Annotated in this window: 21 protein-coding genes; 12 read left to right on the top strand and 9 right to left on the bottom strand. The window is 72.8% G+C overall.

The annotated features are described in order from the left end of the window. Positions 1-8: 8 nt before the first annotated feature. On the bottom strand, positions 9-899 hold the full coding sequence (ypfJ, locus tag ACZ4TG_RS30000) for a KPN_02809 family neutral zinc metallopeptidase (RefSeq protein WP_468168487.1): 891 nt from the start codon (positions 897-899) through the stop codon (positions 9-11). Positions 900-1,200: 301 nt separating this feature from the next. Here ypfJ and ACZ4TG_RS29995 point away from each other — a divergent pair, with 301 nt between their 5' ends. The 3 genes from ACZ4TG_RS29995 to ACZ4TG_RS29985 all read left to right on the top strand — a co-directional run bounded on the left by ACZ4TG_RS29995 (position 1,201) and on the right by ACZ4TG_RS29985 (position 4,328). Further along, entirely contained in the window at positions 1,201-2,799 is a 1,599-nt protein-coding gene (locus ACZ4TG_RS29995; protein WP_468168484.1) for an ABC-F family ATP-binding cassette domain-containing protein, read from the top strand. A 372-nt stretch (positions 2,800-3,171) separates the two neighbouring features. After that, positions 3,172-3,393: a helix-turn-helix domain-containing protein gene (locus tag ACZ4TG_RS29990; RefSeq protein WP_048476734.1), complete on the top strand. Its 222-nt coding sequence runs from the start codon at positions 3,172-3,174 to the stop codon at positions 3,391-3,393. A 155-nt stretch (positions 3,394-3,548) separates the two neighbouring features. After that, positions 3,549-4,328, top strand: a complete 780-nt coding sequence (locus ACZ4TG_RS29985; RefSeq protein ID WP_468168481.1) for an enoyl-CoA hydratase/isomerase family protein — start codon at positions 3,549-3,551, stop codon at positions 4,326-4,328. 70 nt (positions 4,329-4,398) lie between these two features. On the opposite strand, the gene ACZ4TG_RS29980 is transcribed toward ACZ4TG_RS29985, so the two are convergent. Continuing rightward, positions 4,399-5,352: a zinc-binding dehydrogenase gene (locus tag ACZ4TG_RS29980; RefSeq protein WP_468168478.1), complete on the bottom strand. Its 954-nt coding sequence runs from the start codon at positions 5,350-5,352 to the stop codon at positions 4,399-4,401. Positions 5,353-5,514: 162 nt separating this feature from the next. On the opposite strand from ACZ4TG_RS29980, the gene ACZ4TG_RS29975 reads away from it, so the two are divergent. Genes ACZ4TG_RS29975 through amaP form a run of 5 tightly spaced genes read left to right on the top strand, consistent with a single transcriptional unit; the run spans position 5,515 to position 7,632 of the window. Then, positions 5,515-5,946, top strand: a complete 432-nt coding sequence (locus ACZ4TG_RS29975; protein ID WP_468168475.1) for an Asp23/Gls24 family envelope stress response protein — start codon at positions 5,515-5,517, stop codon at positions 5,944-5,946. Between the two features lie 15 nt (positions 5,947-5,961). Further along, positions 5,962-6,150, top strand: a complete 189-nt coding sequence (locus ACZ4TG_RS29970) for a hypothetical protein (RefSeq protein ID WP_468168472.1) — start codon at positions 5,962-5,964, stop codon at positions 6,148-6,150. 6 nt (positions 6,151-6,156) lie between these two features. Beyond that, complete coding sequence (locus ACZ4TG_RS29965; RefSeq protein WP_468168469.1) at positions 6,157-6,528, top strand: Asp23/Gls24 family envelope stress response protein; 372 nt, start codon at positions 6,157-6,159, stop codon at positions 6,526-6,528. Continuing rightward, complete coding sequence (locus ACZ4TG_RS29960; RefSeq protein WP_468168466.1) at positions 6,525-7,070, top strand: DUF6286 domain-containing protein; 546 nt, start codon at positions 6,525-6,527, stop codon at positions 7,068-7,070. Before ACZ4TG_RS29965 ends, ACZ4TG_RS29960 begins: the two co-directional genes overlap by 4 nt. Before the next feature lie 4 nt (positions 7,071-7,074). Further along, positions 7,075-7,632, top strand: coding sequence for an alkaline shock response membrane anchor protein AmaP (gene amaP / locus ACZ4TG_RS29955; protein WP_468168463.1), 558 nt, complete (start codon positions 7,075-7,077; stop codon positions 7,630-7,632). A gap of 692 nt (positions 7,633-8,324) precedes the next feature. Here amaP and ACZ4TG_RS29950 read toward each other — a convergent pair. The 6 genes from ACZ4TG_RS29950 to ACZ4TG_RS29925 all read right to left on the bottom strand — a co-directional run bounded on the left by ACZ4TG_RS29950 (position 8,325) and on the right by ACZ4TG_RS29925 (position 14,675). Next, entirely contained in the window at positions 8,325-9,080 is a 756-nt protein-coding gene (locus tag ACZ4TG_RS29950; RefSeq protein WP_468168460.1) for an SDR family oxidoreductase, read from the bottom strand. A 10-nt stretch (positions 9,081-9,090) separates the two neighbouring features. After that, entirely contained in the window at positions 9,091-9,879 is a 789-nt protein-coding gene (locus ACZ4TG_RS29945; protein ID WP_468168457.1) for an SURF1 family cytochrome oxidase biogenesis protein, read from the bottom strand. A 91-nt stretch (positions 9,880-9,970) separates the two neighbouring features. Further along, positions 9,971-10,204 carry a hypothetical protein gene (locus tag ACZ4TG_RS29940; RefSeq protein WP_468168454.1) on the bottom strand — a complete coding sequence of 78 codons (234 nt, stop codon included), beginning with the start codon at positions 10,202-10,204 and terminating at the stop codon, positions 9,971-9,973. Positions 10,205-10,268: 64 nt separating this feature from the next. Continuing rightward, on the bottom strand, positions 10,269-11,246 hold the full coding sequence (locus tag ACZ4TG_RS29935) for a DEDDh family exonuclease (RefSeq protein WP_468168451.1): 978 nt from the start codon (positions 11,244-11,246) through the stop codon (positions 10,269-10,271). Between the two features lie 41 nt (positions 11,247-11,287). Next, entirely contained in the window at positions 11,288-13,906 is a 2,619-nt protein-coding gene (locus ACZ4TG_RS29930; RefSeq protein WP_468168448.1) for an MXAN_6230/SCO0854 family RING domain-containing protein, read from the bottom strand. A gap of 145 nt (positions 13,907-14,051) precedes the next feature. Beyond that, a complete protein-coding gene (locus ACZ4TG_RS29925) occupies positions 14,052-14,675 on the bottom strand; it encodes a TetR/AcrR family transcriptional regulator (RefSeq protein ID WP_468168445.1) in 624 nt (207 codons plus the stop codon). Between the two features lie 149 nt (positions 14,676-14,824). Between ACZ4TG_RS29925 and ACZ4TG_RS29920 the strand changes: the two genes are divergently transcribed. Genes ACZ4TG_RS29920 through ACZ4TG_RS29905 form a run of 4 tightly spaced genes read left to right on the top strand, consistent with a single transcriptional unit; the run spans position 14,825 to position 19,040 of the window. After that, on the top strand, positions 14,825-15,622 hold the full coding sequence (locus tag ACZ4TG_RS29920; RefSeq protein ID WP_468168442.1) for an acetoacetate decarboxylase family protein: 798 nt from the start codon (positions 14,825-14,827) through the stop codon (positions 15,620-15,622). A gap of 1 nt (position 15,623) precedes the next feature. Then, entirely contained in the window at positions 15,624-16,508 is an 885-nt protein-coding gene (locus ACZ4TG_RS29915; RefSeq protein WP_468168439.1) for an SDR family NAD(P)-dependent oxidoreductase, read from the top strand. Between the two features lie 10 nt (positions 16,509-16,518). Continuing rightward, positions 16,519-17,811 (top strand): amidohydrolase family protein, encoded by a 1,293-nt coding sequence (locus tag ACZ4TG_RS29910; RefSeq protein ID WP_468168436.1) that lies wholly within the window; start codon positions 16,519-16,521, stop codon positions 17,809-17,811. Next, a complete protein-coding gene (locus ACZ4TG_RS29905; RefSeq protein ID WP_468168433.1) occupies positions 17,808-19,040 on the top strand; it encodes an amidohydrolase family protein in 1,233 nt (410 codons plus the stop codon). The genes ACZ4TG_RS29910 and ACZ4TG_RS29905 overlap by 4 nt, the downstream gene beginning before the upstream one ends. A gap of 26 nt (positions 19,041-19,066) precedes the next feature. Here ACZ4TG_RS29905 and ACZ4TG_RS29900 read toward each other — a convergent pair whose 3' ends face one another. Next, positions 19,067-22,144, bottom strand: a complete 3,078-nt coding sequence (locus ACZ4TG_RS29900) for an NACHT domain-containing protein (protein ID WP_468168430.1) — start codon at positions 22,142-22,144, stop codon at positions 19,067-19,069. Positions 22,145-22,160: the final 16 nt, after the last annotated feature.

Raw genomic sequence — 22,160 nt, 5'->3', positions numbered from 1 at the left:
ACTGACAGTCAGCGGAAGGTGTTGCACTGGGCCATGTCGCCGGTGCGGTAGCCCTGGTAGAACCACTGCTGGCGCTGCTCCGCGCTGCCGTGCGTCCACGCCTCGGGAGTGACCCGGCCCTGGAGCTTCTCCTGGATCCGGTCGTCGCCCACCGCGGCCGCCGCGTTCAGGCCGTCCTCGATGTCCGCGTCGGTCAGGCTGGTGATCAGCGGGCGCCCGGTGGACCTGTCCGGGGTCCTCGTCGCGTTGTGCGCCCACACCCCGGCGTAGCAGTCCGCCTGGAGCTCCACCTTCACCGCGTTGCTGTCCGCGCCCTGCCGGCCGTCCTGGGCCCGCTGGAGGGTACCGGTCAGGTTCTGGATGTGGTGCCCGTACTCGTGGGCGACGACGTACGCCTGGGCGAAGGGGCCCCCGCTCGCGCCGAACTGCCTCCGCAGCTCGTTGAAGAAGCTCAGGTCGAGGTAGACCTTCCGGTCGCTGGGGCAGTAGAAGGGGCCGACCGCCGCGCTGGCCGCCCCGCAGGCGGTCCCCACCCGGCCGGTGAAGAACACCGTCGACGCCGGGCTGTACTGGCCCCCACGCTTCTGGAACTCCTGCTTCCAGAAGTCCTGGGTGCTGTTCACCACGGCGACGAGCCGGCAGTCCTCGCGGGCATTGGCGTCCTGGCCCGTCTTGCAGGTCTGCTGCACCTGGGCCGCGGACGAGACGGTGGAAGCCGGCTCGGGGCTCCCGTCGGACAGCCCGAGCTGCTCGGGACCCACACCGAAGAACAGCCCCAGGAGCAGCGCGATGAAACCGACGATGCCGCCGCCGACCGTGGCCCTCCCGCCCGGGATGCGGCTGCCGCGAACGTCCTGGACCTCGGAAGTGTCCAGGTTGGCGTCGTCGTCGAACTGCATCCCGCACCGCCCTCTCGTCGTGGAACCAGGGGAGCCATCCGGAGCCGCGCCTCCCCACCCGCGGCGGGCATCAACCCCTTCATCCTGATACGTGCCCCGGGCCGGCGACGTGATCCGTGAGCCGAACGGGGGACGCGCGTCAGGGGCACGCCCCCGTGGTGATCCATCCCGGGCGGCCCCAAAAGTAGTTGCGCACCCCCGTTAGAATGTCTTCATGGCAAATCTCCTCGCGGATTAGCGGCGTCGAAGCTTCGCGCGTCCTGCCCCCCTTCCGCCGTCCCCACCGCCCTGGAGTATTTCCGTGATCACCGCCACCGGCGTCGAGCTGCGCGCCGGCGCCCGCGTCCTCATCGAGTCCGCCTCCTTCCGCGTCGCCAAGGGCGACCGCATCGGCCTGGTCGGCCGCAACGGAGCGGGCAAGACCACGCTCACCAAGTGCCTCGCGGGCGAGGGTCAGCCCGCCGCCGGCTCCATCGCCCGATCCGGTGAGGTCGGCTACCTGCCGCAGGACCCGCGCACCGGCGACCTCGACGTGCTCGCCCGCGACCGGATCCTCTCCGCGCGCGGTCTCGACGTACTGATCAAGAAGATGCGCGCCAACGAGGAGCGCATCGCCACCGGCTCCGGGGGCACCCGCGACAAGGCGATGAAGCAGTACGAGCGCCAGGAGACGGAGTTCCTGACCAAGGGCGGGTACGCCGCCGAGGCCGAGGCCGCGACCATCTCGGCCGCCCTCGGCCTGCCCGACCGGGTGCTCGGCCAGCCGCTGCACACCCTCTCCGGCGGTCAGCGCCGCCGCGTGGAGCTCGCCCGGATCCTCTTCTCGGACGCCGACACCCTGCTCCTCGACGAGCCCACCAACCACCTCGACGCCGACTCCATCGTCTGGCTGCGTGACTACCTGAAGAACTACCGCGGCGGCTTCATCGTGATCTCCCACGATGTCGACCTGGTCGAGACCGTCGTCAACAAGGTCTTCTACCTGGACGCCAACCGCGCCCAGATCGACGTCTACAACATGGGCTGGAAGCTCTACCAGCAGCAGCGCGAGGCCGACGAGAAGCGCCGCAAGCGCGAGCGCCAGAACGCCGAGAAGAAGGCCGCGGCCCTGAACTCGCAGGCCGACAAGATGCGTGCCAAGGCGACCAAGACCGTCGCCGCCCAGAACATGGCCAAGCGCGCCGACCGGCTGCTCGCCGGCCTGGAGGCCGTCCGCGTCTCCGACAAGGTCGCCAAGCTGCGCTTCCCGGACCCGGCGCCCTGCGGCAAGACCCCGCTGACCGCCGAGGGCCTGTCGAAGTCGTACGGCTCGCTGGAGATCTTCACCGACGTCGACCTGGCCATCGACAAGGGCTCCCGCGTCGTCATCCTCGGCCTCAACGGTGCCGGCAAGACCACCCTGCTGCGGCTGCTCTCGGGCACCGAGAAGCCGGACACCGGCACGGTCGTCCCCGGCCACGGCCTCAAGCTCGGCTACTACGCCCAGGAGCACGAGACCCTCGACCCGGAGCGCACGGTCCTGGAGAACATGCGCTCCTCGGCCCCCGACCTGGACCTGGTCGCCGTACGCAAGACCCTCGGCTCCTTCCTGTTCTCCGGGGACGACGTGGACAAGCCCGCGGGCGTGCTCTCCGGCGGCGAGAAGACCCGGCTGGCCCTGGCCACGCTGGTCGTCTCCTCGGCGAACGTGCTGCTGCTCGACGAGCCCACGAACAACCTCGACCCGGCCAGCCGCGAGGAGATCCTGGGCGCGCTGCGCACGTACAAGGGCGCCGTCATCCTCGTCACGCACGACGAGGGCGCGGTGGAGGCCCTGGAGCCGGAGCGGATCATCCTGCTGCCGGACGGGGTCGAGGACCTGTGGGGCCCGGACTACCGGGACCTGGTCGCCCTCGCCTGATCCCGATCCACTGCGGTGAGCTGATCCAGTTCGTTGATCCAGTTCCTTATGGATCATTCGGCCCACGCGTGATCCATCATCTGAGTGAGGCGGTCTCATACCGTCGCACGGTGTTCGACGGCCCCGGCCGTACCCGCCCGGGTACGCGACCGGGGCCGCGGTTTTTCCGGCGTCCGGCCCCTGACCTGGTGATTCCCGCCGAAGGTGAAGAAGTGTGACGGAGGTCATGCCGCGGAAGAGAAGATTCCGTTCTGCTCGTGTGTCCACTCCCCGGGAAATGCGGCCGTACCGACCTTGCTGAATGGGTGGCCAGGAAGCGTGGGAGGGGTGATCATGAGAAGTCCAGAGCGCACTTCCCATGAGGAGGCACGGGTGGCCGAGACTCTGAAGAAGGGCAGCCGGGTAACCGGCGCCGCGCGCGACAAGCTCGCGGCAGACCTGAAGAAGAAGTACGACTCCGGTGCGAGTATCCGGGCACTGGCCGAAGAGACCGGCCGGTCCTATGGATTCGTACACCGGATGCTCAGTGAGTCCGGAGTTATTCTGCGTGGTCGCGGAGGCGCGACGCGCGGCAAGAAGGCGGCTACGGCCTGACCCTGGCCGGAGCCGTTCCACAGCTCCATGCGTGACAGTTTCAAGGGCTTTGACGGTTTCTTCGGTGACCCCCGGTCGGTCAAGCGGTCGGCTGGGTGGTTACTGTGCAGTCACTTAGGCCGGCTTGCGGCCGACTGCACACCGGAGGCACAGACATGGCTCTGCTCGACAAGGACGGCGTACGGCTCACCGTCGACGACGCGGTCGCCACGGTGACACTGACCAATCCGGCCAAGCGAAACGCTCAATCCCCCGCGCTCTGGCGGGCGTTGGCGGAGGCCGGACGGTCGTTGCCGGGCACTGTCCGGGTCGTCGTACTGCGCGGTGAGGGCCAGTCCTTCTCCGCGGGGCTCGACCGGCAGGCGTTCACCCCCGAGGGTTTCGAGGGTGAGCCGTCCTTCCTCGATCTGGCACGCGGTTCCGACGAACTGCTCGACAGCACCATCGCCGAGTACCAGGAGGCATTCACCTGGTGGCGGCGCAACGACATCATCTCCGTCGCCGCCGTGCAGGGGCACGCGATCGGCGCCGGCTTCCAGCTCGCGCTCGCGTGCGACCTGCGCGTGGTCGCCGACGACGTGCAGTTCGCCATGCGCGAGACCAGCCTGGGCCTGGTGCCCGACCTGGCCGGCACCCAGCCGCTGACCTCGCTCGTGGGCTACGCCCGCGCCCTGGAGATCTGCGCCACCGGCCGCTTCGTGCACGCCGAAGAGGCCGAGCGGGTGGGCCTCGCGAACCTGGTCGTCCCCGCCGGCGAGCTCGACGCGGCCGTCCAGGACCTGACGACGGCCCTGCTGGCACCCCCGCGGGACGCCGTGATCGAGACCAAGGCGCTGCTGCGCGATGCCGTGAGCCGGCCCTACGACGCACAGCGCACCGCGGAGCGGGCGGCCCAGGCCCGGCGCTTGCGGGACCTGGCCGGCCTGTCGGACTGACACCGACCCCGCCGGCACACCGGAGGCCGACACGTGGGCCGGCCCTCGTGTCGGCCCCACCCGTGCCCTCCTACGGGATCAGCAGGGCCTTGCCCGCCACCGATCGGGACTCGACCGCGCGGTGGGCCGCCTCCGCCTCGGCCAGCGGGAACTCCCGCGCGATCACCGGCCTCAGCCGCCCCGCAGCGCCCTCCGCCAGCGCCACGCCGGTCAGCCGGACGATCTCCTCCGGCGGGAACTGCACCTCCGCGATGCCCCGCACGGTGATCCCCCGCCGGGCCACCTCAGCCGGGTCCAGCTCGGTGAAGCCCCCGCTCGGCGCACCGTGCGCCGACACCCGGCCCCCGTCGCGGACCAGACCGAAGCCCGCCAGGCCCAGCTCACCGCCCACCCCGTCCAGCAGCACGTCCACCGGGCCCCCGACCCGCCCGGTCCAGCCCGGCTCCGAGTAGTCGACGACCGCCGCCGCCCCCAGCTCCCGGACCAGCGCCAGCTTCCGCTCACCCCGGGCCGCACCCACCACCACGGCTCCCGCCGCCACCGCCATCTGGACCAGCAGCGTGCCCATCCCGCCCGCCGCGCCCAGGATCAGCACCCGCTCGCCCGGCCGGATCCCGACGCCCTCGACGATGCCCGTGCCGGTCACCCCGTCGTGCGCCAGAGCCGCCGCCTCCCGCATCCCGAGGCCCTCCGGGACCGGGACCAGCCGGTCCAGGGGAACCCGTACGAGTTCCGCGTACGTTCCCTTCGTGCCCGCACCGGCGACCACCCGGCGCCCCAGCCAGCCCGGGTCCACGTCCTCACCCACCGCGACGACCGTGCCCGAGGCCGCCCCGCCCGGGACGAACGGCGGGACGAAACCGAAGGCCTCGCCCCAGCCCCCGCGGATCTGGGTCTCCACGTAGAGGATGTCCACCGCCTCGGCCCTGATCAGCACCTCGCCCGCAGCCGGCACCGGGTCCGCCGCCTCGACCGGGACCAGTACCTCCGGGCCTCCGTACACGTCCACTCGTATCGCACGCATGGCTACCCCCACGTCCGTGTCGGGCCCCTCGGCCTCGATCACGAACCCACTCTCGGACCTCGACCGTGGTCGAGGTCAAGAACAATCGGCCCAGTCCTCGGCGCGCCGGAGCGGCGTCGCGCTTACCGTGGTCTGGAGTCCACACGCACGAAGGGACACGCGATGACCGAAACCGCAGCAGGGGGCCCCGCCAAGGACCCGGCGGACCGGGGCCGCACCAGCATCGCCGACGGAGTGGTCGAGAAGATCGCCGGACTGGCCGCCCGCGAGGTGGTCGGAGTCCACGCGATGGGCAGCGGCAGCGGCCTCTCCCGCACGTTCGGAGCCGTCCGCGACCGCGTCCCCGGCGGCGCCAAATCCGCCGCCTCCCGAGGCGTCAAGGCCGAGGTCGGCGAAGTCCAGACGGCGCTCGACCTGGAGATCGTCGTCGACTACGGCGTGTCGATCCGCGAGGTGGCCCGGGCCGTACGTGAGAACGTCATCTCGGCGGTCGAGCGGATGACGAGTCTGGAGGTCGTCGAGGTCAACATCGCGGTCAGCGACGTGAAGCTGCCCGACGAGGACGACGAGGAGCCGGAATCCCGGCTCCAGTAGCCCAGAGGAGCCCGTATGAGCATGGCGGTCGTCGGCCTGGTGGCCGGCATGGCACTGGGGTTCGCCGGATACTTCGGCGGCTTCGGGGCGTTCCTGCTGGTGGCGGCGCTCGGCGCCATCGGGTTCGTCGTCGGCCGGGTCCTGGACGGGGACCTGGACCTCGGCGACCTGTTCCGGCCGCACCGCGACGACCGGCGGAGGTGAGCCCCGATGACCACACCACGGGCCACTCCCGCGCGGGTTCCCGCCGCCGAACGCGGAGCCACCCGGATCGCGGACCGGGTCGTCGCCAAGATCGCGGCGCAGGCCGCGCGGGAGGCGCTCACCACCGTCGTGGCGAAGGCCGCGCCCCCGCACGCGACCGTCACCGTGCACCACGACATCGCCCGGGTACGGGTCAGCCTGGAGCTGCCCTACCCGTCGGACCTGGCCGCCCAGTGCGCCGCCGTACGCGGCCAGGTGGCCCGGCGCATCGAGGAGTGCGCGCAGATGGCCGTACCCGAGGTCGACATCGACATCGAGCACCTGCACCCCACGCAGACCAGGCCGGCCCCCGCCGGGCGGGACCGGCGGCTGCGGTGAGGACACGCCCCGCCCGGTTCCGCTCCACACGGCGGATCCCGGCCGCCCTGACCGCCCTGGGCGGGCTCGCGGTGGCGGGAGCGCTCCTGTACGACCTGGCGGCGGTACGGGCCCACCGGCCCGGCATGCGGTGGCGGCACGAACTCGCCCTTCAGCTGGAGCGGCACACCCCGTCCGACCCGGGCGTGCTCATCGGCGGCGGGATCCTCGCGGTCGCCGGGGCGGTACTGCTGACCCTGGCGCTCACCCCCGGGCTGCGCCGGATCCTGACGATGCGGACCCCGCCGGACCCGCAGGTGCGGGCCGGGCTCGGGCGGAAGGCTGCCGGGCTGGTGCTGCGCGACCGGGCCATGGAGGTGTCCGGGGTGCGGTCGGTCCGGGTCAAGGTGGGCCGCTCCCGCATCGGGGTACGGGCCACCTCGCACTTCCGGGAACTGGACGAGGTACGGGCCGACCTGGACGCGGTGCTCGCCGTCGGCATCGAGGAACTGGGACTCGCGCACGCGCCGGGTCCGCGCGTACGGGTCGACCGGAAGGGGTGACGGGATGCTCGGCTCGGTCAACCGGGTCCTGCTGGCGGTCGTCGGAGCCGTTCTGCTGGCGGCCGGGGTCTCGCTGCTGACGGCGTCCTGGCCGCTCGGCGGCCGGCACGCGCCGCTGCTGACGGCCGAGACCCGGCGGCGGTACTGGCACGCGGACGGCTGGTGGTGGTGGGCGGTGCTCGCCGGGCTGGCGCTGTGCGTGCTGCTCGCGCTGTGGTGGCTGCTGGCGCAGCTGCGGCGGTCGCGGCTGGCGGCGGTGGAGGTCGACACCGGGGACGGGGCGTACGCACTGCTGCGGGGGAGCGCCCTGGAAGCGGCGGTCGCCCAGGAGGCGGAGGCGGTGGACGGGGTCGCCCGCTGCCGGGTCGCGCTGCGGGGGCGGCGGGGGGCGCCGACGCTGCGGGTCGCGCTGGAACTGGAGCCGCACGCCGTCCCGGCCGATGCGCTGGCCGCGCTCGCGGGACCGGTCCTCACGCACGCCCGCGCCTCGGCGGGCCTCCCCGAACTCCCCACGGAGGCGCGCCTGCAGGTATCGGCGCATGGGGCGGCGCGGGTCACTTAGCCGCTGCCCGTGCCCTGGCCGGGCGGTTGACGGGGTTCGGGGTGGCCCCATGCCCCCGGGCCGTTGCCCCTGCCCTGGCCGGGCGGGGAACGGGCTGCCCCTGCCCTGGCCGGGCGTTGGTCGGGGTCCGGGCTGCCCCTGCCCTGGCCGGGCGTTGGTCGGGGCTCGGGCTGCCCCTGTCGGGCCGGGCCTGTTTGCAGCTCGGCTGCTGCGGGGCGCCTCAAGCGCCGGCGGGGCTGGTTTTGGCTGCGGGTTGGGCGGGGTGCCGGGGACGCCGCCGGGGTGGGGTGTGGTCCGGGGCGGGCATGATTTATGGCGCCTGATCCGGGTCCCTTTTGCCGGGCGGTGCGGGGCGCCAACAAATCACGTTTTAGCCCCGGACGACACCCCACCCCGACACCGCCCCCGGCCACGAAGCCCAACCCCCGCGGTGGGGGACAGTTATCCGACCCACCACCCCAGCCCCGCCGGCGCTTGAGGCGACCCGCAGCAGCCGAGCCGCAAACAGGCCCGGCCCGGCACGGGGCAGCCCGAACCCCGGAAACCGCCCGGCCAGGGCAACGGCAGCCGAGCTGCAAACAGGCCCGGGGTACCGGGGACACCCAGAACCCCCGCCAGAGTCCCGGCCAGGGCAATGGCCCGGGGCCAGGGGGACACCCCGAACCCCGTCAAACGCCCGGCCAGGGCATCGGTTAGAAGCCGTGCCGCGCGCCCCCGTCGATCGGGAGCATGACGCCCGTCAGGTACGACGCCGCCGGGGACAGGAGGAACGCCGCCGCGCGGCCGAACTCCTCCGGGGTGCCGTAGCGCCGCAGCGGGATGCGGGACTCGTTCGCCGTCCGCGCGGCGGCGGCGTCGCCGGACAGGGCGTCCAGCTCGCGGACCCGGTCGGTGTCGATGCGCGCCGGCAGCAGGCCCACCACCCGGATGCCCCGCGGACCCAGGTCCACCGAGAGGGACTTCGCGAAGCCCGCCAGCCCCGGCCGCAGGCCGTTCGAGATGGTCAGCCCGGGGATCGGCTCGTGCACGGAGCCCGACAGCACGAAGCCGATGACCCCGCCCTCGCCCAGCTCGGCGGCAGCCGCCCGCGCCAGTCGGGTCGCGCCCAGGAAGACCGACTCGAAGGCCGCGGTCCACTGCTCGTCGGTGTTGTCCGCGGCCATCCCCGGCGGGGGGCCGCCGACGCTGATGAGGACGCCGTCGAGGCGGCCGAAGCGTTCCCGGGCCTCGGCGACGACCAGTGCGGCGGACGCCGGGTCGGCGTTGTCCGCGGCCACTCCCACCGCGTTCGGGCCCAGGGCGGCGGCGGCCTCGGCGGCGCGTGCCGCGTCCCGGCCGGTGAGTACAACCTTCGCTCCGTCAGCCGTCAGCTCGCGCGCGGAGGCGAAGCCGAGCCCGCGGGTGGCTCCGGTGACGACGTAGACACGGTCCTTCAGTCCAAGATCCATGCCCGACACGCTACGCCGAGGCGGGCACCGGTTCCGAGGCGGCCTTCGCCGCGTCCTCCTCGCGGTCGCGCTTCTCACGCCGCACCAGGATCACCCACCCCACCGGAACCGCCGAGGCGAACAGCCACCACTGCACGGCGTACGCCATGTGCGCGCCGATCGAGTCGTGGTCCGGCTCGGCCACCGGCTCGGGGCCGCCGTCCGCCGGTACCGGGGCGGTGAGTTCCAGGTAGCCGCCGAGGAGGGTCCTGCCCACGTACTCCGCCTGCTGCGTGCTGTTGATCAGCATCACCTGGCGGTCCGGCAGCCCCCGACGGTCCTTGATCCCGCTGCCGCCGCTGGTCTCGTCGGCCTTGAGCCGCCCGGTGACGGTGACCTCGCCCGTGGGCGCGGCCGGCACCGGCGGGTACGCGCGGGCGTCGTCGCCGCTCGGCACCCAGCCGCGGTTGACCAGGACGGCCCGGCCGTCGCCCATCACCAGCGGGGTGAGGACCTGGAAGCCGACCTTGTCGTCGTTGGAGGTCCGCATGCGTACGACGACCTCGTGCGCGGAGTCGTAGGTACCGGTGGCGGACACCGCACGCCAGTAGTCGCTCCGGGGGACGGTGTGGCCGGGCGAGGTCAGCTCGGTGACGGGCACCGGCTTCCCGTACAGGTTCCCGGCGATCAGCTCGTTCTGTGCCACCCGGTGCTCGTGGCGGTGGAACTGCCAGAACCCAAGCTTGATCATCGCGGGGATGAGGGCGAGGGCGATGAGGGTGAGGCACACCCACTGCCGGGTCAGCACAAAGCGGTACACGCCCTCGACGGTACCCCCAGCCGCGAGGACCCCGGCGGCCGGGTGGCCGTCCGGGGCCGGAGGGAAGGAGGGTCGAGGGACGGGGGGAGGGTCAGACTCGGTCGACGATGCCCGCCTTCCCGTCCGCGCGGGCGCAGTGCGCCCCGCAGTACCACTGCCCGTCGACGTCGACGCCCTGCCCGATGATCTGGACCCGGCAGTGCTCGCAGATGGGCGCCATGCGGTGGATGGCGCAGGAGAAGCAGTCGAAGACGTGCACCGCGCCCTGCGCGTGCACCTCGAAGGACATGCCGTAATCGTTTCCGCAGACCTCACAACGTGCCATGCGCCACAGGGTGGGACCGGACGGCCGGGCCGGGAAAGAGGATGCCGGGCGAGTCGCCCGACGCTCACCCGTCTGCCGCAGCCACGTCCCGCAGGAGCTGGGTGAAGGCGGCCTCGTCGACGACCGGGGTGCCGAAGGACTTCGCTTTGACGGTCTTCGAGGTCGAGGAGTCGGGGTCGTTGGTGACGAGCAGGCTGGTGAGCCGCGACACACTCGTCGCGACGTGCAGGCCGGCCTCGATCGCGCGGTCCTCCAGCAGCTCCCGGTCCACCGAGGTGTCGCCGGAGAAGGCGATCCGCATGCCCTGCTTCAGCGGCTTGCCGTCCTCGAACCGACCCGGGTTCGGGTACGGGCACGGCGGCCGCTTGCGCGAGGCCCGCCAGCTGGTCGCGCCGAACGGCCCCTGGTAGCCGATCCGGGGGGCGGCGGGGGAATCGGACCACTCCGTCAGCGGGCGGCACTCCAGCAGGGGCAGCCGTACGTTGTCCCGGGCGGCCGCGTGCAGCGAGGGGCGGAAGGCCTCCGCCAGCACCCGGGCGTCGTCGAGCGCGTGGTGGGCGCGCTGCTGGACCACGCCGAAGTGCGCCGCGAGGGACTCCAGCTTGTGGTTGGGCAGCGGGAGGTTCAGTTCCTTCGACAGGGCGATGGTGCACAGCCGCTGACGGACCGGCGCGGTCGTCGAGGCGCGCGCGTACTCCCGGGCGATCATCTGCCAGTCGAAGATGGCGTTGTGCGCGACGAGCACGCGGTCCTCGAGGCGGCCGGCGAACTCCTCGGCGATGTCCTCGAAGAGCGGCGCGTCCTGGAGCATGTCGCTGGTCAGGCCGTGGATCCAGACCGGTCCCGGGTCCCGGCGCGGGTTGACCAGGGTGTACCAGTGGTCCTCCACGTTGCCCTGCGCGTCGAGCCGGTAGACGGCCGCGGACACTATCCGGTCGTCGCGAGCGAGCCCGGTGGTCTCCACGTCGACGACCGCGTACCCCTGTGGGTACGCGGTCGGCCACATCGTCTCTGCGGTCGTACGGTCGTCGAGCATGGTCACAGAGGATATCGGCCCGCACCGACACCCGTGGCCCCGATGGCTCAGGGACCCAGCTCGGCCACCAGGTCCGAGGCCGTGACCCGGACGAAGGACACGGAGGTTTCCGCGGGTCCCGGGAAGAGCCGGTACGCCGTCCCGGAGGCTCCTTCGGGCGCCACACTCGCGTACGTCAGTGCGAGGAACACCCGCCTGCCCGCGGCGACTTCGGCCGCCTCCGCATCGGCGCCCGCTTCCGCGTCCCGTGGCACGCGCCCTTCCTGCGGCGGCTTCAGCGCGGCGATCCGGGCGGCGAAGGAGGCCGCCGGCTCGTCCGCTTCCGCCCGGTACAGCCACAGCTCGTCGGGCAGTCCGGGCAGCGGTGCCCGGCGTACGACGGCCACCTCGCGCGAGCGTGCCGCCGCCCGCCACACGGCCAGGTCCCACAGGGTCGTCCGGGTGCCCGAGCCGAAGTGCTCCCAGACGTCGGACGCTACGACGGCCAGCTCGTCCGCGTGCGAGGCGATGCTCTGGAAGCCCTGCGACGGCGGCAGGTGGACGTCCGTCCACAGGGCCCGGCGGGCGGACAGGTCCACGACCATCGGCATGCACACCCGCGACTCCCCGGCCAGGTCGAAGCGCTGGCGCACCGTACGGGGGTCGTACGAGGAGCCCCGCGGGCTTGCGGCCGGAAGGGACATGAAGCCGGCGAAGGCGTCGGGCAGCTCGTCGAACGGCACGTTGTTGTAGCTGAAGACCACGGGCGCCGCGAAGGCGTCCCCGTGCCGTGCGAGCCGGGCCAGGTCGAGGTCGACGTACTCGGTGGCGCCGCGGGGCGCCGGGGCGGAGGTGAGGTCGCCCGAGTGGACCGCGGCCCCGTCCCGGTGCCGCAGGCGGGTGTAGTCGCACAGGCCGGTGAAGTTCCAGTCGGCGTCGAAGAACGCGACGGACAGGTCCAGGTCGGTGCGGTTGCCCTCGGGCTCCGTCCAGTGCAGGAACAGCCGCAGCACCTCGCCCTCGGGCAGGTTCTGCGTGCTGCCGCGCGGTACGGCCACCAGGGACTTGGCGGAGCTGCGCTCGGTGAAGGGCACGGTCAGGTCCGAGAGCCCCGAGTCGAGGACGGACAGCTCGTACGGCTCCCCGTCGGCGGCGGCGAACCGGCGCAGCACCTCGCCCTCCAGCAGGGCCACCACCGCACCGGCGAGCGGCGCGGGCAGCGGCGGGCGGGTCTCCGTCACGCTCTGCGCCATGGTGACCCGGCCGCGCGGGAAGAACACCCGGCGGCTGCCCGCGCGGTCCTCGGCGCGCCCGCGCAGGGCGCCGAGCGCGGACAGCAGCGGGCCCGCGCCCGCCCTGGGCAGCCCGCGCCGCAGGGCCTTCTCCAGCTCGGGGGCCGGTTCCGCGCCCGGGTGCAGCCGCAGCAGGTGGTCGAGGCGGCGTACGAGTTCCCCCGGGCGCTCGCCGGCGAGCGCGGCGGCGGCTCCCGCGTCCCGCTCGGCCAGGGCCTGTTCCAGCCGCCCGGCCCAGGTCGCGGGCCGGAGCCGGTCGCCGTCCACGCGCACCGCGTCCGGGTGGGCGGCGGCGGTCTCCCGCAGGGCCGCGCCGAGGGTCCCGGACAGCGCGGTGCCCCGCAGCACGGCGAAAGCCAGGGCGGCCCGCGGGTGCCGGGCGTGCCGCTCGAAGGGGTGCAGGGTCTCGGCGGCCCGCTTCCAGGCGGTCGGGTGCCGCAGCAGGTCCTCGACGAGGTACGGGGTGGGCAACGCGTCCAGGATCCGCAGCAGTTCGCGGCGCAGCGGCCGGGCGGGCGAGTCGAACCGGGCCGGCAGCGGCAGCAGCCCCGCGTCCCCGCCGGACAGCACGGCGAGCAGCCGCAGCACGTCGGTGGCGGTGGTCAGCCGCTCCGCGAGCAGCGGCCGTACGCGGTCCCGCGCGGCGGGGTCCGCGAGCAGGGTGGCCAGGACCAGCGCCTTGGTCTCCCGTACCGGGATGTCCTCGGGGAGTTCGCCGCGGGCGGCCGGGGTCAGCGGCAGCAGGGTGAGCAGGTCCTCGCGGTCCTGCGGGGAGAGCGGGGTGCGCCGGGCGAGCAGGGCCGTGACGACCGGGGCCGCGTCGGCGGCCGGGTCGGTTCCGTGCCGCAGCAGCCGGAGGGGACCCAGGTCGCGGAGCTTGTCGACACCGGCGGGCCGGTGCGGGCGCAGGAACGGGTCGGCGGCGTCGATCCGCCGGTGGCAGATCGGGCAGCCGCAGTAGTCGGAGCCGTCCCAGCACAGCCGGCACACGAGGTGGGCGCAGGGGGAGACGGGGAAGACGGTGCGCTGCTCGCCGCAGAGCACGCAGGGGTGGTCGGGCTGCTGGAGCAGGTGGGCGAAGACCCGGTCCGTGTACAGCCGGTCGGTGTCGTGCGGCACGCCGTCCGGGAAGCCGCGCAGGAGCGGGGTGTGGGTGCGGTCCGAGCCGAGCAGTTCGTCGGCCAGGGCGAGCAGGCGGGTGTGGGCGGCGGCGAGTTCCCCGGGGGCGAGCGGGGCCAGGGCCGCGTGGAGCTCCGCGGACAGGGTGAAACCGCGGTCCAGCAGCTCCGTTTCGAGTCTGCGCAGGGCGGTCCCCGAGGTGGCGGCGGTGCTGGCGCCCTGGTCGACGTAGACCGTCGTGAGCCGGCGCAGCAGCACGGACTCGATGGCAGACATGTGTGTGTTTCCCCCTCCGCGAACGACAAAGCGGGGGCGGAGAGTGGGCGCGCGGGATTCGGTGGAAGAGGTGAGAAGGATGCGCGCCGGGGAGCCGCCCCCGCGTGAGTGATCCAAGCACGGGGCGGGGAGGCGGGCCAAGCGATTATCCGCCGGGCGTCAGCAGCGCCCGTACGAGTGCCCGTACGGACAGCAGGAAGAGCCGCTCGGGATCCGCCGGGCGCGCCAGGGCCCGGGCGAGCGCGGGGTCGTCGGGGGCGGCGGCCGGGTCCCAGAGCTCGCCTTCGGCGGGGGACTGGGCGGGGGAGCGTTCGCGGTTGCGCTCGACGAGGAGGAAGCCGACGATCTGGAACTGGACCGCGCGTACCGCGTCGGCGGCGCGGGTCCCGCGCAGTCCTGCGGCGTGCACCTCGTGGACCAGCGCCTGCTGGGCGGGCAGGAACATCCGCTCGGTGAGGCCGCGTTCGTGGACCATCGCGATCAGGTGGGGGCGCTCGCGCAGTTCGCGGCGCAGTGTCCGGGCCACGGACAGGATCCGTGCGTCCGGGGTGCGGCCGGCGGGGCGGATCGCGCCCATCTCCTGGACGGTCCGCTCCACCAGCGCGTCGAGCAGCGATTCGCGGTTGCCGACGTGCCAGTAGATGGAGGTGACCGCCGTGCCCAGCTCGGCGGCGAGCTTGCGCATCGTGAGCGCCGCCGGGCCGTGCTGCTTGACCAGGGACGCGGCGGCCTCCAGCACCTCCTCGCGGGTCAGCGAGCTTCTCGCCATGGGGTGGGCCGCCAATCTGTCGACTCGTCAGTTCTCGTGCGTGCAGGGGTCTTTACCCTTCATCGACAGCGGTGTAACTGTGTTACAGAGCTTCCGGGAAGACTTCAGCGAAGACCTCAGCGAAGACCTCAGCGAAGGGTGGTACACCCATGGCACGCGTACGGTACGGAGCGCGCACCGAGGCGGAGATCGCGGCATCGCGCGAGAAGAGTTCCAAACTCCCCGACATCTGGTCCACCGGCGTGGTGGCGGTCTGGGAGAGCGATCCGGACGTGGTCGCGGCGGTCCTTCCGCCGCCGCTCAAGCCCGCCGAGCGGCCCCTCGTACGGGCCAACATCAGCAAGGTGGACCTGCCCGGCTACCCGCTCGGGGCCGGCTCGGTGGCCGTCGCCGCCCGGCACGGGGAGGTCGAGGGCTGGTACCCGCTGGTCATGCCGATGACCCACGAGCGGGCCCTGGTCGGCGGCCGCGAGGTGTTCGGGGAGCCGAAGAAGCTGGGCGAGGTCACCGTCGAGCGCGAGGGGCTCGTCGTACGGGCCGTCCTCGCCCGGCACGGCATCGCCTTCGTCGAGGTCCGCGGGGCGGTGGACCGCGCGCTGCCGCTGCCGGAACCCACCACCAAGACCGACTTCTACTTCAAGTTCCTCCCCGCGGTCGATGGTTCGGGCTTCGACGCCGACCCGGTGCTCGTGCACTGCACGCGCAACGAGAAGGTCCGCAAGCTGGAGCACGTCACCGGTGACGTGGTGCTCCGCGAGTCGATGTTCGACCCCGTCGCGGACCTCCCCGTACGCCGCCTCGTGGAGATCACCATCGGCGAGAAGACCACCGACCAGAAGGGCAAGGTCGTCGAACGGGTCAGCGCCCAGGCCCTGCTGCCGTACATCCACCAGCGCTACGACGACCCGCTCCAGATCCTCGACGGTCCGCCCGAGGGGAGCGTCTGAGATGCGGCTCGAACCAGGACAGGTGGCCGTCGTCACCGGCGCCGCCGGCGGCATCGGCCTGGCCATGGCCCGCCGCTTCGCCGCCGAGGGGCTGAAGGTCGTCCTCGCGGACGTGGAGGAAGGGGCCCTCGGCAAGGCCGCCGGGGAACTGGCGGCGGAAGGCGCCGAGGTGCTCGCGAAGGTCGTCGACGTCAGCGACCGCGACTCCGTGGTCTCCCTCGCGGACGCCGCGTACGAGGCCTTCGGCGCCGTGCACGTGCTCTGCAACAACGCGGGAGTCGGCTCCGGCGCAGAGGGCCGGATGTGGGAGCACGAGCCCAACGACTGGAAGTGGGCCTTCTCCGTCAACATCTGGGGCGTCTTCCACGGCATCCAGGCCTTCGTCCCCCGCATGATCGCGGACGGCGGCCCCGGCCACGTCGTCAACACCTCCTCCGGTGACGGCGGCATCGCCCCGCTGCCCACCGCCTCCGTCTACGCCGTCACCAAGGCGGCCGTGGTCACCATGACCGAGTCGCTCTACGCCCACCTCAAGGCGGAGGGCGCGAACATCGGCGCCTCCGTGCTCTTCCCCGGCCCGCACATGCTGCGCACCGGGCTGTGGGAGTCGCACCGCAACCGGCCCGACCGGTACGCGAAGCAGCGGCCGCGCAAGTCCCCGTACCGCAGCCTCGACCAGTACGAGGCCGCGATGAGACAGGCCGGCCACGAGGTGCGGTTCACCCCCGTCGAGGAGGTCGCCGGCCACGTCGTCGACGGCATCCGCGCCGGCCGCTTCTGGATGCTCCCGGCCAGCGAGCACAGCGACCGGCAGATCCGCGCCCGGTCGCAGTCGATGCTCGACCGAGCCAACCCCGCCTACCTGGAAAGCTTCATCCTCGACTGAGGGGCCCGCCGTGCCTGACGAGACGTACGAAGACCCGTATCTGATCATCTCCTCCGACTGCCACGCGGGCTTGCCCACCGAGCGGTACCGCCCCTACCTCGACTCCCGCTTCCACCCCCAGTTCGACGAGTTCCTCGGCCAGCGCGACGCCCGCCGCGAGGAGGCCACCCGGCTCGGCGTGCGCAACGAGGCCTTCGCCGAGAAGTGGTTCCACGACCACGAGGAAGGCCTCAAGGGCGGCTGGGACTCCACCCAGCGGCTCAAGGAGCTCGACGGCGACGGCGTCGCAGCCGAGGTCGTCTTCCCCGACGCGGACGCCGTCGACAGCCAGACCGCCGCCCCCTTCGGGGTCGGCCTGGGCCTGTCCGGCGACCAGGACCCCGAGCTCGGCATGGCCGGCGCGCAGGCGCACAACCGCTGGCTGGCGGAGTTCGTCTCGCAGAATCCCGAACGGCACTGCGGTGTCGCCCTGCTGCCCGTCACCGGGGAGCCGGACAAGGTCGTGGCCGAGATCCACCGGGCCAAGGAGTCCGGGCTGGGCGCGCTGATGATCCCCTCGATGTGGGTGGACAAGGCGCCCTACCACGACCGCCGCTACGACCCGGTCTGGGCGGCGGCGGCCGAGACCGCGATGCCGATCGTCACCCACTCGGGGGCCGCGCCCCGCCACGAGTACGGGGACCACCTCGGGATCTACGTCTCCGAGGTCACCTGGTGGCCCGCGCGCCCGCTGTGGTTCCTGCTCTGGTCCGGGGTCTTCGAGCGGCACCCGGGGCTGAAGTTCGGCGTCGCGGAGTCCGGCTGCTGGTGGCTGCCGAACCAGCTGTGGTTCATGGACCGGCTCTACCTCGGGGCGCACGGCGGCAAGAAGCTCTCGCCCTTCGCGGAGCTGAAGCGTCCGCCCAGCGAGTACCTGGACCGCCAGGTGTTCGTCTGCGCGACGAACACCAAGCGGCGCGAGCTGGCCCAGCGCTACGAGATCGGCGTGGACAACATCCTGTGGGGCTCCGACTTCCCCCACCCCGAGGGGACCTGGCCCGACACCCGGAACTGGCTGAGGAAGACCTTCCACGACATTCCCGTCGCCGAGACCCGCCGGATGCTCGGCCTGGCGGCGGCCGAGGTCTTCGGCTTCGACACCGGGAAGCTGGCCCCGATCGCGCGCCGCATCGGGCCCACACCGGCCGAGCTGGGCCAGCCCGCCGACCAGGCGGCGGTGGAGGCCTCCTGGGCGCGCTCGCGCGAGGTGGGCCGGCACTGGCTGACGGAGAACGACTTCCCGGTACTGGGGGTCTCGCAGTGACGGGCGACCACGGCCACGACCGCTACACGGTGATCTCGGCGGACTGCCACGCGGGCGCGGACCTGCTGGACTACAAGCCGTACCTGGAGAAGCGCCACCACGAGGAGTTCGACGCCTGGGCCGCCTCGTACGTCAACCCGTACGAGGACCTCCTGGCGGACACGGCGGACCGCAACTGGAACTCGCAGCGCCGTCTGGCCGAGCTGGAGGCGGACGGCATCGTCGCGGAGGTCCTCTTCCCCAACACGATCCCGCCGTTCTTCCCGAAGAGCTCGCTGATGGCCCAGCCCCCGACCGCCGGGGAGTTCGCCCTGCGCTGGGCGGGCCTGCAGGCCCACAACCGCTGGCTGGCGGACTTCTGTGCCGACGCGCCGGGGCGGCGCGCGGGCGTGGTCCAGATCCTGCTGAACGACGTGGACGAGGCGGTGAAGGAGATCCGCCGCACGAAGGAGGCGGGCCTCACGGGCGGCATCCTCCTGCCCGGCGTCCCGCCCGGCTCCGGGATCCCGGAGCTGCACTCGGCGGCGTACGACCCGATCTGGGCGGTGTGCGACGAGCTGGACGTGCCGGTCAACCACCACGGCGGGTCGGCGTCCCCGCCGCTGGGCGACGAACCGGCGGCGCGGGCCGTCTTCATGGTGGAGACGACCTGGTTCTCGCACCGCGCGCTGTGGCACCTCGTCTTCGGCGGGGCCTTCCGCCGCCACCCGGGCCTCAAGCTGGTCCTGACCGAGCAGGGCTCGGGCTGGATCCCGGGCGTGCTGGACATGCTGGACTACTACCACGGCCGGCTGGTGGCGGCCTCCGCGACGGCCGAGGCCAAGTTCGGCGCGGGCCTGGCGGAGTCCATGGGCAAGGGCCCGAGCGAGGTGTGGCGGGACAACTGCTTCGTGGGGGCCAGCTTCATGCGCCCCCACGAGGTCCCGCTGCGGGGGCGGATCGGCCTCGACAAGATCATGTGGGGCAGCGACTACCCCCACGACGAGGGCACCACCCCGTACTCCCGCGAAGGCCTCCGCATCGCCTACGCGGGCCTCCCGCCCGAGGAGGTCGCGGCCATGGTCGGCGGCAACGCGGCCCGCGTCTACGGCTTCGACCTGCCCCTGCTGGACGCGGTCGCCGCCAAGCACGGCCCGCTGGTCGCGGAGATCGCGCAGCCCCTGACCGAGATCCCCCCCGCAGCCACGAGCCCGGCCTTCGCCCGAGGGGGCTCGGTCCGGGTCTGGTGAAACCGGGCGCCTTCCGCCGGTGCGGCTCAGCTCCTGTGGACGAGCCGCCCCGGCGGGATCAGCTCCGTACCGAGCAGGGTGTTCGGGCCGTATACGTCGATGTGGAGGTCCTCCTGGGGCGCCAACGGAGTCAGGTCGACGGGGCCGACGCAATGGCTCACCGTGAGGTGGCGCAGCTTCGGCAGCGCGAGCAGGGGGTCCAGCCCTGAAGACAGACTGCATTTCACCAGGATGAGCTGAGCCATGTCCTGGTGCCGGACGAGTGCCGATGGGGTGACCTCGGTGCCGTTCAGCTGGAGCAGCTCGAATGCCGGCACCGACTGCCGGGTTGCCAGCTGCCGGGCCTGGCGCTCACCGGAGATGGTCAGCGCATCCAGGTCCGGCCACCGCTCGAGCCCGTCGAGATCGACGTGGCGGGCCCCCTTGAACAGTCCGAGCGACTTCAGTGCGTCAGACAGTGGCAGCTCGGCGACACTGGCGATGTCGGCGTGGAAATCGAGCGTGAAGTGGCTGAGCTGGTCGAGGGTGGCCAGTACCCCCAGGGGCAACCCGGCAGGGATCCGAGACAGGTTCAACCGGCGCAGCGGTAGTCCGGACAGCGGGGCGAGGCTCTCGATCCGAGGGCATTCGGTGAGGCCCAGGCCCGCCAGGCGCGGGAGTGCGGTCAGCGGGGAAAGGTCGCTGAGTGCCCCGTCCCGGTAGATGGTGAGCCCTTCGAGATCGAGGCGCTCGGTGACGGTCCTGGGAAGCCCGTGCCCGTCTCTGAGGCTGATGAACCTGGCCTGCGGCAGTCTCGGTAGGTGCGCCAGCTGCTCGGACGTGTACACGCTCAGGTAGGTGTCCTTCAGGTCGGCTTCCGCCAGTACGCCACTGATGTAGTCGCCGGTGTCGAACTTCCGCCAGTTTTCGACGAGTTCGGCTCTCACCATGAGACGGGCATCCGACCTGAACCGGGCGACGACGTCGAGCGCCTGCGGTCCGCCCACCAGAGCAGCGGTTCGGACGGTGGCTGCGGCTTCCCGCTCGGTCAAGCCGGTCGGGCCGGGCAGCAGGTCCAGGACCAGCTCGCCGGCATCGGCCAGCTCCTCCGCCTGGGAGAACCGGGCGGGAGGCAGCAGGTCCGATGTCCGGGACTCGATCTCGGACCGGACGGCCGGGTCCAGCTCCGGGGCGTGTTCCAGGCAGGCCGCCGCGAGCAGGATCAGGCGGCTGCGGTAGCGCTTCGACTTGTCGGCCCGGGCCAGGAGCCTGCGGAGCAGGCTCGAGCGCTCGTCGGAGCGCGCGTGGCCCATGGACATCCGTACGACGTCGTCCCAGGTGTCGTCGTGCGCGTTGCGCACCAGGACGCCGAGGTCCCGCGCCTCCACCGCCGCTTTCGCGCCCAAGTGGTCCTGGAAGGTGCGGTGCACGAAGTCCACCGAGCCCGGGACCGGTTCGCGCAGCAGCCCGCTGCGGATCAGCAAGTGACTGAAGACCTGTGCGGCGTCGCCCTGCGCGCGCACCTGCGGCATGGCCGCCAGCCATTCGTCCACCATCTCGACGGCCTCGTCCCGGCCGGTCTCCGTTTGCCCGTTGCGGATCAGCCAGTACGCCAGCCGTTGCAGCAGCAGGATCTGTTCGTCCCGGGTGAGGTAGACGCCCTCGACCCCGCTGATCTCCCGTTCCGTGTCGCGCCGGACCAGCAGCATGTCCAGCGCCGCGTCGTACAGCTCCTTGCGGGCCCGCGGCAGCTGCATCCGGCGGTCCTGGTGCAGCGCGCAGAGCAAGGCGCACATCAGGGGGTTGGTCGCCAGCCGGCCGAGGTCCCGGCGGGCGGCCACGGCTTGCAGCAGGGAAGTCTCGTAGGCGTCGACCTCCTCGCCCTCCGCGCGGGCCGCGTCGTGCCAATGCCCGATGAACGAGCGGATGTCCTCTCGCCCCATGGGCAGGAGGGCGTGCGTGGTGAAGCCCTGCCGGGTCAGCCAGTCCTCCGGCACCGCGGACGGCCTGGTCGTCACGACGTACCGGGCTTTCGGAAAGGCGGAGACGAGGGAGCGCAGCCACGTCTCCGTGCGGGTGCGAAGACGCTGCGGAACCTCGTCGACGCCGTCGATCAGGACCAGCGCCCGGCCGCTGGCCATCAGCTCCTCGGTCCAACCCGTCGGCGGGGAAAGCGGTACACCGGAGGCGGGCAGGAACTGCTCCGGCAGCGGCAGGGCCTCGGAGGCGAACGACCGCAGCCGCACCACGAACGGCACGCACGTGTTCCACGCATCCAGTGCCGTACCGAAGGTCCGCCGGGCGGCGCTGACGGCCAGCCATTGGATCAGCGTGGTCTTGCCCGATCCGGCGGGGCCGCGCAGCAGGACCCGGTCCGCCGAGGCGAGGGCGTGTTCCGCCCGCTGGGAGGTCCGTTGGGGCTCCGGTTCCCCCGGGACGAGCTGCTCGCCGCTGACCGAGAGGCTGATGTAGGCCACGTCCAGCGGCCATTCCCGGCGGGAGCGGCTGAGCGTGAGGCCGAAGAGCTGGAGGCGGCCGTGGGTCTCGGCGACGTACCGGGCGTACCGCGCCTCGAAGGCGTACGCCGCCCCCTCCCCGCTCTCCTGGAGGCGGTCCACCGCGCGCGCCAACTCCCCCGTGCGCCGGACCAGTTCCACATCCGCCCGGGCCCCGAAGCCCGGCAGGGTCGTCGCGTACTCCACCGCGTGCGCGCAGCACAGTCGCAGCAGGTCCCGGTACGCGGCCTCGCCGGCTGCGGTCAGGCCCGCCCCCCGCGGGACCGGCAGCGCCGCCGCCAGGGCGGCCGGGTCGAGGTCCGCCGCGAACAGGGCGTCCGCGTCCAGGGGGCCCAGTGCCGCGAAGGCGTCGCCGACCGCGTCGACCGCCGCCAGGCGTTCGTGCTCCGGCAGCCGGGCGGCGGCCTCGCCCAGGCGGGCCGCCAGGGTCTGCGCCAGGCGGCGGACCTCCGCGTCGCCCAGCTCCTTCGGCGGCTTGCGCCAGCGCGGTGCCGGGCCGGCGGGGTCGGCCGTCAGGCCCGCCCCCGGGGCCCGTCCCAGGAGGGACTTCGCCAGCGCCCCCGCCGCCGTGCCCGCCACCCGTAAGAGAACCGTCTCGAACCCCGTCACAAGGCCTCCCCACCCC

It is taken from the genome of Streptomyces sp. NPDC028314 (assembly GCF_055565795.1).
Note: the sequence above shows the minus strand (reverse complement) of the source record. Positions and strands in the feature narration are given on the sequence as shown.